This is a genomic window from Mucilaginibacter lutimaris, from assembly GCF_042676625.1.
Taxonomy (GTDB): domain Bacteria; phylum Bacteroidota; class Bacteroidia; order Sphingobacteriales; family Sphingobacteriaceae; genus Mucilaginibacter; species Mucilaginibacter lutimaris.
On the sequence record NZ_JBHTIA010000003.1, the window covers coordinates 1,313,272 to 1,329,777 of the forward strand.

At 45.3% G+C, this 16,506-nt stretch carries 14 protein-coding genes; 11 read left to right on the forward strand and 3 right to left on the reverse strand.

Translation table 11 applies throughout. The features are described from left to right. Positions 1–448 precede the first annotated feature (448 nt). Positions 449–2,740, reverse strand: a complete 2,292-nt coding sequence (locus tag ACFQZI_RS06855; RefSeq protein WP_377140210.1) for a histidine kinase dimerization/phosphoacceptor domain -containing protein — start codon at positions 2,738–2,740, stop codon at positions 449–451. Between the two features lie 99 nt (positions 2,741–2,839). Then, positions 2,840–5,143 carry a histidine kinase dimerization/phosphoacceptor domain -containing protein gene (locus tag ACFQZI_RS06860; protein ID WP_377140213.1) on the reverse strand — a complete coding sequence of 768 codons (2,304 nt, stop codon included), beginning with the start codon at positions 5,141–5,143 and terminating at the stop codon, positions 2,840–2,842. 243 nt (positions 5,144–5,386) lie between these two features. Between ACFQZI_RS06860 and ACFQZI_RS06865 the strand changes: the two genes are divergently transcribed. From ACFQZI_RS06865 to ACFQZI_RS06895, 7 genes are all read left to right on the forward strand, one after another. Then, positions 5,387–5,713 carry a hypothetical protein gene (locus ACFQZI_RS06865; RefSeq protein ID WP_377140216.1) on the forward strand — a complete coding sequence of 109 codons (327 nt, stop codon included), beginning with the start codon at positions 5,387–5,389 and terminating at the stop codon, positions 5,711–5,713. Between the two features lie 266 nt (positions 5,714–5,979). After that, on the forward strand, positions 5,980–7,035 hold the full coding sequence (locus tag ACFQZI_RS06870) for an alpha/beta hydrolase (RefSeq protein ID WP_377140219.1): 1,056 nt from the start codon (positions 5,980–5,982) through the stop codon (positions 7,033–7,035). A 294-nt stretch (positions 7,036–7,329) separates the two neighbouring features. After that, positions 7,330–7,548, forward strand: coding sequence for a hypothetical protein (locus ACFQZI_RS06875; RefSeq protein ID WP_377140222.1), 219 nt, complete (start codon positions 7,330–7,332; stop codon positions 7,546–7,548). Positions 7,549–7,598: 50 nt separating this feature from the next. Continuing rightward, the gene (locus ACFQZI_RS06880; RefSeq protein ID WP_377140224.1) at positions 7,599–8,168 is read left to right on the forward strand and encodes a hypothetical protein; all 570 of its coding nucleotides are present in this window, start codon (positions 7,599–7,601) and stop codon (positions 8,166–8,168) included. A gap of 101 nt (positions 8,169–8,269) precedes the next feature. Beyond that, positions 8,270–8,602: a hypothetical protein gene (locus tag ACFQZI_RS06885; protein ID WP_377140227.1), complete on the forward strand. Its 333-nt coding sequence runs from the start codon at positions 8,270–8,272 to the stop codon at positions 8,600–8,602. 52 nt (positions 8,603–8,654) lie between these two features. Continuing rightward, positions 8,655–9,206 (forward strand): RidA family protein, encoded by a 552-nt coding sequence (locus tag ACFQZI_RS06890; protein ID WP_377140229.1) that lies wholly within the window; start codon positions 8,655–8,657, stop codon positions 9,204–9,206. Positions 9,207–9,353: 147 nt separating this feature from the next. After that, the gene (locus ACFQZI_RS06895) at positions 9,354–10,061 is read left to right on the forward strand and encodes an alpha/beta fold hydrolase (RefSeq protein ID WP_377140232.1); all 708 of its coding nucleotides are present in this window, start codon (positions 9,354–9,356) and stop codon (positions 10,059–10,061) included. Positions 10,062–10,160: 99 nt separating this feature from the next. Here ACFQZI_RS06895 and ACFQZI_RS06900 read toward each other — a convergent pair whose 3' ends face one another. Then, entirely contained in the window at positions 10,161–11,000 is an 840-nt protein-coding gene (locus ACFQZI_RS06900; RefSeq protein WP_377140234.1) for an alpha/beta fold hydrolase, read from the reverse strand. Positions 11,001–11,211: 211 nt separating this feature from the next. On the opposite strand from ACFQZI_RS06900, the gene ACFQZI_RS06905 reads away from it, so the two are divergent. From ACFQZI_RS06905 to ACFQZI_RS06920, 4 genes are all read left to right on the forward strand, one after another. Then, positions 11,212–12,153, forward strand: coding sequence for an NADP-dependent oxidoreductase (locus ACFQZI_RS06905; protein WP_377140237.1), 942 nt, complete (start codon positions 11,212–11,214; stop codon positions 12,151–12,153). 156 nt (positions 12,154–12,309) lie between these two features. Next, positions 12,310–13,041 carry a hypothetical protein gene (locus tag ACFQZI_RS06910; RefSeq protein ID WP_377140240.1) on the forward strand — a complete coding sequence of 244 codons (732 nt, stop codon included), beginning with the start codon at positions 12,310–12,312 and terminating at the stop codon, positions 13,039–13,041. A 151-nt stretch (positions 13,042–13,192) separates the two neighbouring features. Next, a complete protein-coding gene (locus tag ACFQZI_RS06915; protein WP_377140242.1) occupies positions 13,193–13,822 on the forward strand; it encodes a Pycsar system effector family protein in 630 nt (209 codons plus the stop codon). Between the two features lie 39 nt (positions 13,823–13,861). Continuing rightward, positions 13,862–16,429 carry a BamA/TamA family outer membrane protein gene (locus ACFQZI_RS06920; RefSeq protein WP_377140245.1) on the forward strand — a complete coding sequence of 856 codons (2,568 nt, stop codon included), beginning with the start codon at positions 13,862–13,864 and terminating at the stop codon, positions 16,427–16,429. Positions 16,430–16,506: the final 77 nt, after the last annotated feature.

Genomic DNA, 16,506 nt, shown 5'->3' on the forward strand with positions numbered 1-16,506 from the left:
CTCAAATGTCAAAGTGAGCTATGCCATGGTCTGTCGGTTCACTATTAGTATTTTCTTCTTTTCTGCGGTTCTGAATTGTTAATACAAAAACCATGTGTCAAGTTTCTTAAAATAGTAGCGAAGTGTAAATAACGATAAAAGGCATTTTCATTATCGCATTTATGTGGGCGTAAGAATATAATTTTGATCATCATTTAGTTGGATTGGCCAATCACCTTATCGAATTTACGCTATGAGTTGCCCTCATATTAATAATAGAAAAGTATAAGTCGATAGTCATTTAGGGTTTGAAAATCGCTTAATTTCGTTCGGGCTTTAGTTTTCTGATCCCCCCCAAAAAAAACTGTACGATTTTCATTGATTCCATGTTGTTAAAACAAATAGATGAATTTCCTGTGAGCATTTCTACAGATTTATGAGGTATTGCGTGATGGTATTTACGCGCTGATCATTTGGTTTTGCTCATTGGGAATTTCAAAGACAAAGTCAGCCCCTCAGAATTTATAATATTAAAGGAACCCTGAACCTGTCCGCTTAACCCTTTCATCATCACCATCCCAAGTGAACTGGCTGTACGAAGATCAAATTCAGGGGGTAACCCCTTCCCATTATCGGAAATCAAGAGATGATACTGGTCATTACATCGGTGCATATTGATCTCGACAAGCCCGCCCTTATCCCCAAAAGCGTACTTGATTGCATTTGTTATGCCCTCATTAAGAATGAGTCCTACTGGTACCGCTACATCGATGTCCAAATCAAGCTCCTCAACCATTGTCATGATCCTAATCCCTCTTTTTTCAGCATTGGAAAACACCATAAAATCCTCCACCATATTCGAAATGTAAGAAGGCATCCGGACATTTACACCGCCCGTTTCATGATAGATCTTCTGATGGATAAGCGCGATAGCCTGTACCCGCTGCTGGCTTTCTTCTATCGCCTGAAGTGCTTCCCTGTTCTCGAGATATTCCGACTGTGTGCTCAGCAGGCTCATAACGATCTGCAGATTGTTTTTTACTCTGTGGTGAACTTCTTTTAGCAAAATATCTTTATCGGCGATCAAACCCTCTTTCTCAGTTAATAGCTTTTCTTTATCATTAAGCAGGATCTCAAGTTGGCCGTTTTTAAGGTCGATCTCGTCTTTTTGTGCACGAAGCAAGCGGTTACTCTTTATCTTATTTCTGATAACGTTATATGCTATCCCTGAGATAATAATCATAATGATAATACCGGCAATGGTTATATTTCGCTCAAGTCTTGCTTTTGCTGCTCGCGCTAAATTTTCTTTGTTCTGCGAGTTTAATACATTGATCTTGTTTTGTTTTTCTTTGGTCTCAAAAGCAACTTCTAATTGGTTCATCTGGCTTACTTTGCCCATATTGAAGATGGTATCCTTTAAAAAGGAGTGCGCCTGGAAATGTTGTAATGCGAGAAGGTATCTTCCGGAGGATGAATCCACTTTGGACGTCATTAGTTCCAAATTACTCTTCTGGACATTTGAGAAATGTTCTCTTATACCGGCAAGGCCTGAGACGAAGGGAGCGGCCATCTTGAATTGTTTGGTTGAAATATAATACTCTGCGGCGGTTTCGTAAGTTGAAGTGAGATAGTCTATATTTTTATGTTGCGGGTCTATTGCCTCGTACAAGCGTGCCGCCCGCTGAAAATACAGGTCTGCCTTTTTGAAGTTATGCATGGCCGCATAAACCCTGCCGTAAAAATGACTCACATCGATTTCCTGCATTTTTTTTGGCGGCATAGCCCTTACTGTCCGCTGTAATATCGCCAGAGCAGTCGACGCTTTTCCTTGATTTAAAAGGCTGATCAGTAAATTATCTAAAGGAAAAACATAATCTTCTCCTGCTTTTAAAGTTAAGTCTAATTCCTTCAGAGCATAAATCTCGGCCTTTTTATAATCGTCCATCTGGAGATAAAGGTCGGTGATTCGGTTATAGCTCATGATCTCTCCATTGACAGTATAATATTCCGGATGTTTTTTTAAGGCATTCAGGTTTTCTATCTGATAAAAAAGTTGCTTATAAAAGTCCCCCTTTGAAGCAGCGATTGTTGTGAGATTATCTATGGCCCAGCCGTAAATATTAGTGTAAAGCTTACTCTTTTCCGATTCTGCTTTTATTTTTAAAAGCCCCTTTAGAGCCTCGTCATAATCCCGTATAGACAATGCCGTTTGCGTCCACCGTGTAAGTGCGAGGATTGCCGATTTATTTTGACACGCTTTTTTTTGCAATTCGTAAGACCGTTGATAACAAGCCAGGCGTTCTTTTTGCTGATGCGTCGTGTCCGTATTTTTAAGCTGGTCACCTAAGGTAAGCCATGCATCCCCTTCTAATGAGGCTTTGCCAGTTTTTTTGTAAAAAGAAATGATCTCTTTGAAGATCAGCCTGCCGGCAACAGCCTTCCTGGCTTCGAAGCAGGCTGCTGCCAGGGAAACAGAAACTTTGTTTTTCCATTCAGACTCAGCTAACTGCTCACTCAGGCCAACGGCCTTCCGGAGAAACAGGAAAGCACTATCAATGTCTTGTTTCTTTTCTCCTGGCTTATATAAATAATGGTCACCGATGCCCCATAAGATTTTAACCCTGTTTGTATCCGGACGGCTTTTACTAAGCGAATACAGCATGTTGCCCAGATCTGCTTTAGCCGGCGATTGCGCACAAATGCTTGATCCCGACAGGAAGATAAAAGTGGATATGAAAAGTATCTTGTAAAGCGGCATTGCTTTTTCCTCTAAAAATAAAAATAATTTTCAAGCGTCTGTATTCAGTAATATAACAAAAGTTCGGCTTAACCCACGATTTATATTGTTTCTCTAACCTTAGGCAATCAGGACTTTTTCACGGTAAGGAAAGCTGAGCAGGATGCTTACGCCCCCGCGGCCGCTGATCTCGAAAGTGCCAAGCAGTTGTTTGGTCAGCCCTTTCATCATTTCCATACCCAGTGTATTGGAAACGTTAAGATCAAAATCATCAGGAAGCCCCGAGCCGTTATCTGAGATCTTTATGTTTACGCGGCCTTTTGCCCGGGAGACCGCAATATTAACCTTTCCGTTATCATCCCTGAATGCGTATTTAATGGCATTGGTAATGGCTTCGTTCAGGACGAGGCCGACCGGTACAGCCTGGTCGATATCAAGATGGATGGCCTCTACGGACAGTTCGAATTTGATATTCCTTTTCCGGGCATTAAAAGAACTGTCCAGATCGTCCACCATATCGGCTATGTATGACTGCATCTGTACGCTCACGCCGCCCTTATCACGGTACAGTTTCTGATGGATCAGTGCAATCGCCTGCACGCGCTGCTGGCTCTCCTCGAGCGCCTGGAGCGCTTCACTGTTTTCCAAGTATTCCAGCTGGGTACTTAACAGGCTCATGACGATCTGCAGATTGTTTTTGACCCGGTGATGTACTTCTTTCAATAATATATCCTTATCCTCGATCAGTCCCTCTTTTTCAGCCAACAGCACTTCTTTTTCGTTCACCAGAGTTTGCAGGCTTGCATTTTTCTCGTTGATTTCCTGTTGCCGGGCGGTCAGCAAACGATTGCTCCTGATCTTTGCCCGGAAACTGAAGAAAGTGATCAGCGAGAAAACAAGGGCGATAAGAATGCCGATGAAAGTAATATTACGTTCCACTTTTGCCTTTTGGGCAAAAGCCAGGCTGGCTTTATTCTGCGCACTGAGCAGGTTGATCTTGTCTTGCTTCTGCCGCACTTCAAGAGTTACTTCCAGTTGACTCATCTGATGGCTTTTCTGGATATCGAAGATCGTATCGGACAGCTCTTTGTAATATTGAAAGGCCTTTAAAGCGGGCAAATAACGGCCTTCAGCTGAATCTATTTTAGAGCGCACCAACGCGAGCTTACTTTTACTCAGTGGCGTAAATGTCTGAATCGTTTGATCGGTATGTTCCAGAACCTTTTTTGCCTTTTCAAACTCTTGCATTGAAACATAAAAATTACTTAAGCTGAGATAGAGATTTGCAGTGCGGTAAGTTTTTCTTTGCAAGGGAGAGATGGCATTATACAAGTTGAGGGCTGCGAGGTAATTCTTTTCAGCTATACGGGTATAGCGCAAAGCCTTGTAAATGTCTCCCGAGAATAGAAAGACAGATATTTGCTGCACGGAATCTGTTGGCGCATTTTTGATGGTCCCATTTAATACCTTTAACGCTTCCGAGGGCTTTTTTTCGGCAATCAGTGACTTCACAAGAATATTCAGACCAGGCGTGTAATCCATCCTCTCCTGTAAAACGATGGGTAAATATTGACGGGCGTAAAATTCGGCTTTAGTGAAATTCCCGGCATCCAGATAGATTGCGGAAAGCCGCAGATAAATGTTGGCCTTTCGGCTTTCCAAAAAATCATTGGGATGTTTTTTGAGGTTTTCAAGATTTTCAAGGGCATATCTGAATGCCGCGCTGAAGTCTCCTCTTGCCTGGGCAATATACGCCAGATAATCAAGGGCGGTTCCGTCGGATTCTCCGTAATAGCCGATCTTGTTGAGATCCTGATGCATTTTCAAAAAAGCCTTCTCGGCTTTTTCCAGTTTTCCGTTGGAAAAGTATACCAATGCCTTGCCACTTGTCAGTTCGATTGCTTTCTGACGATCGCCCAGCTTCTTGTAAACATCGATTGCTTGTTCATAATACAACAAACCTTCTTGCTGATGATTATGCAACTTTTCGGCAATCAGGTTGCTTCCCAGTTGTCGCAATGAATAGGCTTCCATGGCCCGGTTGCCGCTTTTTTGATAAAACCGGATGATTTCTTTAAATAAAGCTGTGCCTTGATGTGGATTTTCCGCCTCATAATACCAACTGGCTAAAGAGGCTTTCACTCTATTTACCCATTCGTCATTATGTAATTTTTTACTTAAAGCGATTGCTTTCCCATAAAAGTTAAAGGCGCTGTCCAGATCATCTTTTCTTTCACCTGGAAGAAACAGATAATAGTCGCCTAACATCGTAAAAGCGTCTATCCGGCTTGTATCCTGGCCCGTTCTTTTAAGGGATGCACGCAAGTGTTGCAATTCCTGCGACGACGTTTTCTGGCAATAAACTTTACCAGCGCCCAAAAAAAGCGTAATGCAGCAAATAATGGATAGCCTGAAAAGTGCCATATTTTTGATAAAAATAAAAAAACATTTAAAATCGATGTACAATCAAACAATGTTCATCGCGAAAAATTGCTGCTCAATTTCTGTCGTTATCTCCATTGAATTTATCTTTTACGGTTTTATTGACCCAATCCTCTGTCAATCAGCGAAATGTCGCCGTTTCGTTTTATTATTTATTAATCTAACATATTGACTATCAAAGACTCATTGTTTGGTATGATATTTTTCTTCCAGTAAAGAAAGACTATGAGAACATTAGCGTTTACAAAAGAAAGTCAAAAAATATTCAGCCTTGAACAGTTAAGATCAGAAGGTTACCAAAACACCTACACGCTTAAGGGTGCCAATGGTATATATTGCAGGGATACCGACCGGCATTTTGCCGCCCGGGAGCTGACGATCACCCTCGCAGATCACGCTTTCGGGCCCGGTAATGCGTTAAGCCTGCTGTTTACCGTCGAAGCCGCAGACGGCGCTAAAGGCCTCATGATTATAACTGCCGGTGGCAGAAGGCGCAGCCCAAAACCTGAAAAGGCACCTGACCTGATGGCTGCCCTGTGGATGGCTTTATGAACCTGCCCTATAAGCTTCCGCTTTTTTAAAAAAAATATACAGTTTTTCAACGTTTTTCTGCTGTAGCCTTTCGATTTCCCCCGGACCATGTGAAGATATCCCGGTCCATTCGGAAAGGCGACCCGTCGCGTCCTCAATCGGATTTCAGCGACATTCAACATCCTTAAAGCCTGTGATGTTTACATAACTTATTGAAATTAAATAATTTATGTAAAGGCATTTAATTTGGAACAAGGCCCAAAAAGATATTTAACATAATTAATCCAATGAAAAATCAAAAAACACTACAAAAAACCAAGTCGGGTATCCTGGCTGTTGTATTGGCAACCGCATCAATTTCAGGCGTTAAGGCACAAGCGCCCAACTTCGCTACTGACGAACATCTGAGCCCCGAGGTACGTACGTTCCTTAAAGGCCTTAATAATGGAAGCCCGGGTTTGGAGACACTGAAACCGGCAGATGCGAGAATGGTGCTTGTTAACGCACAGGCATCTGCAAAAGTAGATTACTCTGGGATCACAGAGTCCGAAAAAGAGATCAGCGCTGACGGCCTTAAGATCAAACTTAACATTGTGCGCCCCGCCGGCGTGAAAGGCGTTTTGCCGGTGTTTATCTTCATCCACGGCGGTGGCTGGGTTTTAGGTGATTATCCGACCCATAAAAGAATGGTAAGAGACCTGGTCGTAGGGTCTGGCGCTGTAGGCGTTTTTGTAAACTATACGCGTACACCCGATGCGGCGTTTCCGCAGGCCATCAATGAGATCTATGCGGCCCTGAAATGGGTCTCAGCTCACGGTTCGGAGATCAGCGTAGACGGTAAACGCCTTGGTGTTATCGGCAACAGCGTTGGCGGTAACATGACCGCTGTAATGTCTCTGATGGCAAAGGAAAAAAAAGGCCCGGAGATCAAAGTGGCAGTAATGATGTGGCCGATAGTTGATGCAGATTTCGAAACCGAATCTTACAAACTTTACGGTCAGGACCGCTTCTTAACTACCCCTTTGATGAAATGGATGTACGATATGTACATTTCTGACCCTGCTAAAAGAAGCAACATACTCGCGTCTCCTTTAAAAGATACTACAGAACAGTTAAGCGGCCTGCCGCCAACGCTGATTCAGGTAGCAGAGAACGATGTGCTGAGAGACGAAGGCGAAGCCTACGGCCGTAAACTGTTGGAAGCCGGGGTGAAAGCGACCACCGTAAGATACAATGGCGTGATCCATGATTTTGGGTTACTGAACGGTCTGGCGGATATTCCGCAGACCAAAGATCTTTTCTTGCAGGCTTCAGCAACGCTGAAACTGTATTTAGGAAAGTAAATAGATTGATGGAACGAAGCGCCGGGCAGTAGTCCGGCGCTTTTTTTTGCAGGCACCGTTTGCGATGCAGAAATACCGGCTAACCGTATTAATAACTTTTTACACAGTTCAGTCGCCTCCTTTTTAACCGTCAAATTTCGCTGCCGAACTCGCGAAAACATGATATATCACATTCCAGTCCTGAATGTATTTATTATAAATAGCTAATAATCAGATTTTTATGATTTTGGCATCTCGCGTGCATATCCTCTTATACATCGGCACCAGATAAACAAAAAACAAATAAAAGGCAGTATGGAAACAGCAATTTCAACTCCGGAAAGCAATTTAATCCCTAACGCAAATCCTGCGGAAACCAAACCGGCCATCCCTGCGGAAAGCGCATCAAAAGTGCCCGGCAGAAATCCGGCGGACTGGCATTGTAGAGATCTGAACCTGGTTCATCTCCTGAAGGGTCACGGCCTCGGCTTCTTTCTTTATGCGCAGGAACTACTGATGACTATTTACAGATAGGGAGCTACAAAAATTAATCAAACAATTATTTATAAATCAAATCAACATCTATGAAAAATTCAATCAAAACTATCCTTGTCCTGTCAGCTTTGTCAGGTTTTAGCATCGCGGCGAAAGCCCAGACAGGCGAAACACAGGTTAAAACCGGCACCGGTATAGTCTACAGCCTCGGTGTAGAGTCAGGGGTGTCTACCGGCGATTTTAATAAATCGCACAGATGGAACGTCGGCGGATCGTTTCAGGCTGACATTCCCGTTGCAGCAAACTTGTATATTACCGCTAATGCCGGATATAATAATTTTTTTGGTAAAAATAACCTCACCGATATCAGCCTGATACCGGTTAAGGGCGGTATCAAATATTTCCCACTGGAGATTTTATACGTACAGGCTGAGGCGGGTGCGGCCTTCGCGACAAACAAGCCGGACGTAGGATTTGAAAGGACCGCGGCATTTATTTATGCCCCACAGGTCGGTGTAAGACTGCAACTGGGACAAAGCAACAGCTATATCGATGCTGGTGTACGTTATGAAGGCTCATCTAGATTTACGAGCGCTGCAGAAGGCAGTAAAGTGAATTTTTTTGGTTTACGTCTCGCTTATGCCCTGGCTACAAAATAATTTCATGTTAGGTTAGAGTGGTACTATCGGATGACCGGGCAATGTCCCGGTGCATCCATAGTATAACAGAACCGGTTCTTTAAAAATCAATCTGAACAGTTATGGAAAATTTTATCTTCTACACAACCCACATGGTATCTGTGCTGTGTATTGCCACGATTCTCTACGCGATCAACAACGGCCCGGAAAATTCAGGACCGGAATATGATGAAACTGCTATTAAAACGCGGTACCGGCGGGCCGTAAGTTCGGCTGCCATCTACGTAGCATGGCGTAAGAAAATACAGGCTAAAGTGATAAATATCAATGATTTTCAGGTTCTGAAAAAAGATCAGCAAGATCAGCTGAAGAACCGGGTTCAAACCGCAAGTATACATAAGATCAGCAGTTCATTCCGTAAACGCCGCAAGGCAGACCCTTTACAATTGTCGTAAAGGATGATATATCCTCTGCAGCTCATGACACACACTATAATCTGCAATTGAAATGAACAAAGCAGCACGCTTTATTAAACAGGCATTGATCATCATGTTCAGCCTGATCTGGTTTTTGACAATTACCGTAAGCGCAAGGGGCCAGGATCCGGATGATTTGCTGCGTCAAAAAGGCATTGTTTTGCCGGCGCTGCCCGGGCGGCTCGGAAGTTATACGGCAGTGGTCAGGAGCGGGAACCTATTATACCTCTCAGGTAAAGGGCCGGTACGGGCAGATGGCAGTGATGTTACGGGAAAACTAGGAAAAGATCTGGATATTTCTGAGGGATATGCAGCCGCACGCTTATGCGGGCTGGCACAGCTTTCCGCTTTAAAAGAAAATCTTGGTAAGCTCTCCCGAATAAAACAGATCATAAAAGTTACCGGTTTTGTGAACGGTACAGATAGCTTTTACGGTCAGCCTATGGTGATGGACGGCTATTCGGATCTGATGACCGAGATTTTCGGCACCAGAGGAATTCATGCAAGGTCTGCCGTGGGTGTGGCTGCTCTTCCTAAAGGCTGGCCGGTAGAAGTCGAAATGATCGTAGAGATCGGGCCATGAACTATCAGCCGGCACGCCGCAGTGTGATCATCATATTATTCACCAACAAAACACAATAAAATGAAGACAACAGATTTTACAAAAGTCATCAAAAAAGTATTCGTCGCTTTGACAGCGACCGCTTTTTCTTTCACAGGAATAACAACCATGGCCCAAAACACCGGCAAGATCAAAAACATCGTGATTGTTCATGGTGCATTTGCTGACGGCTCAGGATTCAAAAGCGTTTTCGATAACCTTACAAAAAAGGGTTACAATGTTTCGGTCGTACAAAACCCGCTCACGTCACTTCAAGATGATGTGGACGCGGCAAACCGGATCATTGACAGACAGGACGGACCGGTGATCCTGGTCGGTCATTCATGGGGAGGGACTGTGATCACACAGGCGGGCAATAACCCCAAAGTAGCAGGTTTGGTATATGTAGCCGCATTCGCGCCCGACGCCGGCGAAAGCACTGCGCAGTGGGCTTCATCGTTACCTGCAGCGCCTGAGTTCGGTATCTTGCCACCGGATGAAAAAGGCGTTATCTATTTCGATAAGGCGAAATTTCATGCGGGCTTTTGCGCAGACCTGAGTAAAGAACTGGCCGCTTTTATGTATGCTTCACAAGGGCCGATATTCGGACAGTGTTTTACCGATAAAGTTAGCATGGCGTCTTTCAGAACCAAACCAGCTTTTGCTGTTGTAGCCACTGAAGATAAGGCCATTAATCCGGATATAGAACGCAATATGTATAAACGCGCGAATATGAAGGTTACTGAGATAAAAGGAAGCCACGTTGTATTTATTTCACAGCCGGACAAAGTTGCAGGCGTGATCGATGCTGCTGCACGGGAGATATCGCAAAAATAACTGGATATATGATTACAAAAAGGCCCGCATATATGCGGGCCTTTTTGTTTTTAATCTTTCACTGATTATTTCAATATCAAGTTTCAGTTGCGGCAGATCTCAGGGCCTGCCTAAGAACAAATTGATATAATCAGCGATCAGTTCCGGTTCCTGATGTTGAGGGCCATGTCCTGCATCATTCAGGATAAAGTGTTGCATGGCAGGTGCCTGTTTAAGCAGAGGGAACCAATTTTCCACGGCAAAACTGATATCATGATCGCCGGAGATGACCAGCACCGGATTTTGAATGGTTTTATACCCGCCCCTGAAATTATGGGTATCTTCTTTCAGCATTGCGGAGCCACCGAAGTAACGCTGAAATTGTTCCTGCGTGGCAGGGATCTTCGACCGGTCAAGGCGTCTGGCTATCCTTTCGTGGGAGGCTTGAGCTGCCGCCCTGCTTTTTTGAGAAGCAGGTTCAAAAAATAAGGTGTATTCATCTTCCAGGTCATTAACCGGTTTCAATGCTTTTTCAAAAAAGCTTTTATCGAAAGGTACTTCGTTGATGCCGGGTGGATTTGTGCCGATCAGAACAGCCTTTCCAATTCTGCCGGTGTTGCCGAACAGCGCGGTCTGCGCTACCAGACCTCCGTAGGACCATCCGGCCACATCAAATTTGCCGATCCCGAGATGATCAAGCAAACGGATGCCCAGGTCAGCTACGGCATAGATATCTGTGGATAATTGGCCCTCTGAATCGCCCGTGCCGGGATAATCAAAAAGGATCAGTGTATGCTCCCGGGCAAGGGTATCTAAAAATAAAGGATCCCAGGTATCCAGTATACCCCTGAAACGGTTATAGAAAAGAACCGGAGGGCCCTCACCGAACATGCGGTAAGCAAGTTTTTCGCCGCTCAAATCAATAAATTTGGTTTCTGCATCAAAGCTTAAAGTTTTCATATTAATGTTTTTTATAAAAATAACCGACAGGTGCGGACGGGAAGTGCACCTTTCAACGAAAATATGGTATGGATTACATCAGGTTAGAAAAGCGACAGGCACAGTAACATCATGCCATGGGCATTTGCTGACGATGGATACCACAAAAGGATCGATCGGTACAAATCAGCAGATCATATTTTGAATACTATTGCCTCAAATAATCATTATCATGAAAGCATATGTATTAAATACGCCCGGCGAGGCTGCAAACTTAGAACTGAAGGAACTGCCTGTATCATCTCCTGCCGAAGGCCAGGTGCTGGTTAAAGTAAAGGCCATCAGTATCAACCCTGTGGATGTAAAAACCCGTGCAGGGTATGGTTTTTACGGACGTTTAAAAGATGTTGATCCGCTGATACTTGGCTGGGATATCGCCGGCACGGTGGAACAAACAGGTTCCGGGGTAACCGGACTGGAACCCGGCGACGATGTTTTCGGTATGGTCAGCTTTCCCGGTCTCGGCGAAGCCTATGCCGAATATGTGAACGCTCCGGCTGCCCATTTGTCACTAAAGCCCGGAAATGTAAGTTTTGAGTCGGCCGCTGCTGCAACACTTGCTGCTCTTACAGCTTACCAGGTACTGGTAAAACAGGCCAACATCGGCGCAGGCGACAAGATACTTGTGCCCGCCGCCTCAGGCGGGGTAGGGCATTTTGCCGTACAGATCGCTAAATATCTAGGCGCGCATGTTACCGGTACATCGTCTGCCAGGAATAAAGACTTTGTGATCTCGCTTGGTGCCGACGAGCACGAAGATTACAACCTGCCTGCACTTGATGAGAAGATCAGGAATTTCGATTTTGTGTTTGACACGGTAGGAGGAGAAAGCACTGACCGCTTTTTACCGCTGATCAAACCAGGTGGTTCGCTCATCAGCATTCCTGCGCCGCAAAGCGAAGCAACCCAGGCAAAAGCAAAGGAGCTGGGGGTGGCTATATCTTTTTACCTCGTGAAATCTGACGGGGAAAGTATGAAAGAGATCGCAAAGCTGATGGAAGCCGGGATCATTAAATCTCATGTTTCCGCTGTTTTTCCGTTTGGCGAGTTGCCCGCGGCCCATCTTGCTGTAGAAAGCGGCAGAACAACCGGCAAAGTGATCGTTGCTGTTTAATATCCGGGACAGGACCAGTAAAAGACGCCAGGAAAACCTGGCTTTTTTTTGCCGCTGATTTTCGCCTATGCCTAACTGTACCATAAATGCGGGCAACCATACATTGCCGCACGCAGCCCGGCAGGCTAATTTTGAATTAATAAATAATCAACAAATATGAAAGACGGAAATGAACTTTTAAGCCTGGTGCTGAACGCCCATGGCGGAATTTCGCGCTGGAACCAGCTGAATACGGTAAAAATGCATGTTGCAATAAAAGGCATTACCTGGCCGCGAAAAGGTTATCCCGATTCACTGGATGACATTGTTTTCACGGCTAACCTGCATGCACCTTATGACAGCTGGACACCCATTTTTGCGGATGATAAGAAAACGCTTTTCAACGGTCTTGACGTAGCGATCCTTAAAAACAACGGCGAACTGGTTGAAGAATCAAAAAATGCCAGAAAAACGTTTGAAGGCCACGAACTGCTTACACCCTGGAGCAGGCTGCAGTTCGTTTATTTCGTATCCTATGCTACGTGGAATTACCTCACTACGCCATTTCTTTTAGCGCAACCGGGTGTGCACATCCTGGAGATGGACCCATGGGAAGAAAACGGCGAAACCTGGAGAAGGCTGCAGGTGGTTTTCCCTGACAATATTCCAACTCACAGCACAAGGCAGGTATTTTATTTCTCACAGGAGGGTTTGCTGAAACGTCATGATTACTGGCCGGAAGTACTGGGTAACAATTCAGCCGTACACTACTATTCCGAGTACAAAGAGTTTAATGGCATTAAGGCACCTACCGTGCACAGGATTTATCCGCTGAATGACGCCGACCAAACCCCGGTAAAAGATATTCTGCTGGTGTCGCTGGATATCTTTGATCTTCAGTATGCTTAAACGCCGCACGCGATCATTCACCGGTTGCAGATCACGCAATTGAATTTAAATCGTTAATAAAGCGTTTTTCTGTGGCTAAAGAGCGGGCTTTTTCAAGATCAGAAAAAGTCCGCCTTTGAACTCTTTTGAAGTTTGATCACTGGTATTATTTATGTCCAAATCTGATAAAAAAAATAATAAAGAAGAAAAGCCCGGAACCGAAAAGCGTGATAAAGGGATAGAAACGATGTTCCGTATCACTTCATCCAATAATCAGCGGCTCAGTGATATGGCAGATAAGAAGGCGCATATCCTGATCACTGTGAATGCCATTATCCTTTCCGCTATCATCAGTTTGGTGCTTCGGAAACTGGACGAGAACGCGTATCTTACTATTCCTACCATCGTCCTCCTTACAGTTTGCCTGATATCAATGGTCATATCCCTTCTGGCAACGCGGCCCGCCATACCCCATGGCAGGTTTACTGAAGAAGATATTGAACGCAAAGAAGTAAACCTGCTGTTTTTCGGCAATTTTTACAGGATGGACCTGGAAACGTATGCCCGCGGAATGTTCAAAGTAATGGGTGACACGGAGTTCCTTTACCGCACCCTTATACGTGACCTGTACGGGCAGGCCGTGGTGCTCGGTAAGAAATACGGATTGCTGAGACTGGCCTACAATATCTTTATGTTCGGCCTTATTATCGCCGTTACTTCTTTTGTTATTGCGGCCTTATCCAATAATAGTGCCGCTTCGTCCTCCAGAGCGGTAAATCCGGTTCATGCATTGAGCAGATGATCTGCCTTAGCATATAGAACTGTTTTTAATTAGAACAAGATGAGAAAGATAATCCTGTTCCTGGCTTCAGCCGGGATCACACATGCTGCCACGGCACAGGTATCCCGGCATGATATTGCCGGCGCGGCTGACAGCGTGACTGTCAATTTGCACAGCTCTTACGATCAGGTGAGTAAAATTCACCGCAGGCTTTTTGGAGAGAACTACCGTAAAGACTGGGCTTTGCCGGTAAAGCTGCCGGTGATCCGCTTATCAGGAATGCACGGGGGGCTTACGCCGGTAAAAGAAGGCGGTGGTATGGAATCCAAATCCCTGCGCCTGCGTGATGCGGGCGGCCGGGAATGGGTACTCAGGAGCGTTGAGAAAGTTCCGGATAAATTACTTCCGGAAAATCTGCGGGGTACGTTTGCTGTCGACTGGGTGGGTGATGAGTTTACCGGGCAGCACCCGTATTCTGCCCTCGTCGTGCCGCCATTGGCAGAGGCAGCCGGTGTGCCGCATGCCAACCCGGTTATTGGTGTGGTTGCTGATGATCCCGCCTTAGGGGATTTTCGTACTAAATTCACCGGCATGGTTTGCCTGCTCGAAGAAAGGGAACCTGCAGGGAGCTCCGAAAGTACCCTGAAAATGGAACGGGACCTGATGAAAAACTATGCGAACCGTTTTGATGGCAAAGCCTTTCTCAAAGCAAGGATGCTGGACCTGCTTTTAGGTGACTGGGACCGGCATGAAGATCAGTGGCGCTGGACATTCATTAAAAACGGAAATGAAAGACTTTATAAGGCTGTTCCGAGAGACCGCGATCAGGTTTTTCACGTTACCGAAGGTCTGTTCCCGTCCATTGCTTCCCTGCCATGGCTTGACCCCACACTCGAAGATTTTGAAGGCAAAATACCCAGGGTTAAATGGTCTGTCTACAAAACCAGATTTATCAAGGCCTATCCCGATGCCCAGATCAGTTATGAAGACTGGATGCAATGCGCCAGGGACTTGGTCGCCGCCGAGAATGACAGCGTGCTTTTAGCAGGTTTAAAGCGGTTGCCAAAGGAAATATACGACTTGCGCGGCGCCATGCTTTTTGGAAAGCTGAAGCAAAGAAGAAACAACATCCCTGCGGCAATGTCTGAATATTATTATTTTATTAACCGGATCGTCGATATCCGGACATCGGATAAAAACGAACTGATAACGATAACCGGGACGCCGGATAAATCCCTGAGGATCAATATTAAAAAGATCAACGGGAAACAAGGGCCCGCCGCAGATTACATGGATATGGTTTACCCGCCGCAGATTACTAAAGAGATCCGTCTTTATACAGGCGGGGGGAATGACCGTATAATCATCGATAACCAGACATCCCCAATCCGGCTGAGGGTCATCGACAGTGCGGATGCAAAGTATTTTTACGTAAAAAATTCCGTCAGTAAGATCAGGGTTTACGGAGCTGCAGACAGTACACGATTCGAAGGCAATCCGTCGCGCTTAATAAAATACCTGTCAAATGATACAGCAAACCTGCGGATGCAGGCCACGAACCTTTACAACAAATGGATGCCGCTGGGTAACGCAGCGATCAATGCCGATGATGGTTTCCTGATTGGTGCGGGTTTTAAGTATACCGCTTATGACGGATTCCGAAAGGGCGCTTATTCACAAACCCAGCAATTCATGCTGACGCATTCGTTTGCAACGGATGCTTTCAGGATAAATTACGATGCTGAATGGATAAAAGCCATCGGCAACGCAGATCTTACTTTGCATGCACTTGTGCAGGCACCGGATAATACCATGAATTTTTTCGGGCGCGGTAACGAAACCAGGCTGGTGAAATTTGAAGGTTACCGAAGATACCACAGGGCAATATTTGATACTTATGACTTCGATCCTGCCCTTCGCTGGCGCACCGGAAAAGGCAGTAGCGTCAGCTTTGGCCCGTCCTTCCAGCTCTATCACCTGAACCCGGACGAGAATATCGGCAGGCTGATCAACCTGCCCTCACTTATCCATGCTTATGACAGTGCGGTGGTCGATAAAGATAAAGCCCATGTTGGCTTGGTCGCACGTTTTATCAGTAACAGGCGCAACAACGATGTGTTTCCCTCTAAAGGTTATTACTTCGACCTGAGCATATCGGGTTATAAAGGGTTGAATGATTATTCAAGGTCGTTCGCCCAGATACGGACAGAGTTTACCTGGTACCTTAAACCAGGTTCTTCGTCGAGGCTTGTATTTTCAGACCGTATAGGCGGCGGGATCAGCATCGGCAGTCCGGCTTTCTATCAGTCCATGTTTCTTGGCGGGCAGGGAAACCTGCTTGGTTTTCTCAAGAACAGGTTTGCGGGGCAGCACATGGTGTTCAACAACCTGCAGGCCCGGTTGAAACTGGCTGATATTGCCGGCTATATTTTACCCGGGCAGTTCGGCATGAGCGGCTTTTATGACGCTGGCAGGGTTTGGGTTGCCAGTGAGCATTCAGATAAGATCCATCAGGGTGTCGGCGGCGGGCTATACTTTGCGCCGGCCAGCCTTACTGTGCTGCAGGTCCTGGCAGGACATTCCGAAGAAGGCTGGTATCCCTATATCGCATTCAACTTCAGGTTTTAGTTTTTGCGGATGAAAAAGAACTCAATTATAATTATATAAAGTTTTTTACTTAAGGCTCCTCAGTGCATGTCATATTC

Excerpts from the sequence above, each read along its gene's own strand:
- ACFQZI_RS06855 (WP_377140210.1), bottom strand. The coding sequence starts at position 2,740 with ATGCCGCTTTACAAGATACTTTTCATATCCACTTTTATCTTCCTGTCG.
- ACFQZI_RS06860 (WP_377140213.1), bottom strand. The coding sequence starts at position 5,143 with ATGGCACTTTTCAGGCTATCCATTATTTGCTGCATTACGCTTTTTTTG.
- ACFQZI_RS06865 (WP_377140216.1), top strand. The coding sequence starts at position 5,387 with ATGAGAACATTAGCGTTTACAAAAGAAAGTCAAAAAATATTCAGCCTT.
- ACFQZI_RS06870 (WP_377140219.1), top strand. The coding sequence starts at position 5,980 with ATGAAAAATCAAAAAACACTACAAAAAACCAAGTCGGGTATCCTGGCT.
- ACFQZI_RS06875 (WP_377140222.1), top strand. The coding sequence starts at position 7,330 with ATGGAAACAGCAATTTCAACTCCGGAAAGCAATTTAATCCCTAACGCA.
- ACFQZI_RS06880 (WP_377140224.1), top strand. The coding sequence starts at position 7,599 with ATGAAAAATTCAATCAAAACTATCCTTGTCCTGTCAGCTTTGTCAGGT.
- ACFQZI_RS06885 (WP_377140227.1), top strand. The coding sequence starts at position 8,270 with ATGGAAAATTTTATCTTCTACACAACCCACATGGTATCTGTGCTGTGT.
- ACFQZI_RS06890 (WP_377140229.1), top strand. The coding sequence starts at position 8,655 with ATGAACAAAGCAGCACGCTTTATTAAACAGGCATTGATCATCATGTTC.
- ACFQZI_RS06895 (WP_377140232.1), top strand. The coding sequence starts at position 9,354 with ATGGCCCAAAACACCGGCAAGATCAAAAACATCGTGATTGTTCATGGT.
- ACFQZI_RS06900 (WP_377140234.1), bottom strand. The coding sequence starts at position 11,000 with ATGAAAACTTTAAGCTTTGATGCAGAAACCAAATTTATTGATTTGAGC.
- ACFQZI_RS06905 (WP_377140237.1), top strand. The coding sequence starts at position 11,212 with ATGAAAGCATATGTATTAAATACGCCCGGCGAGGCTGCAAACTTAGAA.
- ACFQZI_RS06910 (WP_377140240.1), top strand. The coding sequence starts at position 12,310 with ATGAAAGACGGAAATGAACTTTTAAGCCTGGTGCTGAACGCCCATGGC.
- ACFQZI_RS06915 (WP_377140242.1), top strand. The coding sequence starts at position 13,193 with ATGTCCAAATCTGATAAAAAAAATAATAAAGAAGAAAAGCCCGGAACC.
- ACFQZI_RS06920 (WP_377140245.1), top strand. The coding sequence starts at position 13,862 with ATGAGAAAGATAATCCTGTTCCTGGCTTCAGCCGGGATCACACATGCT.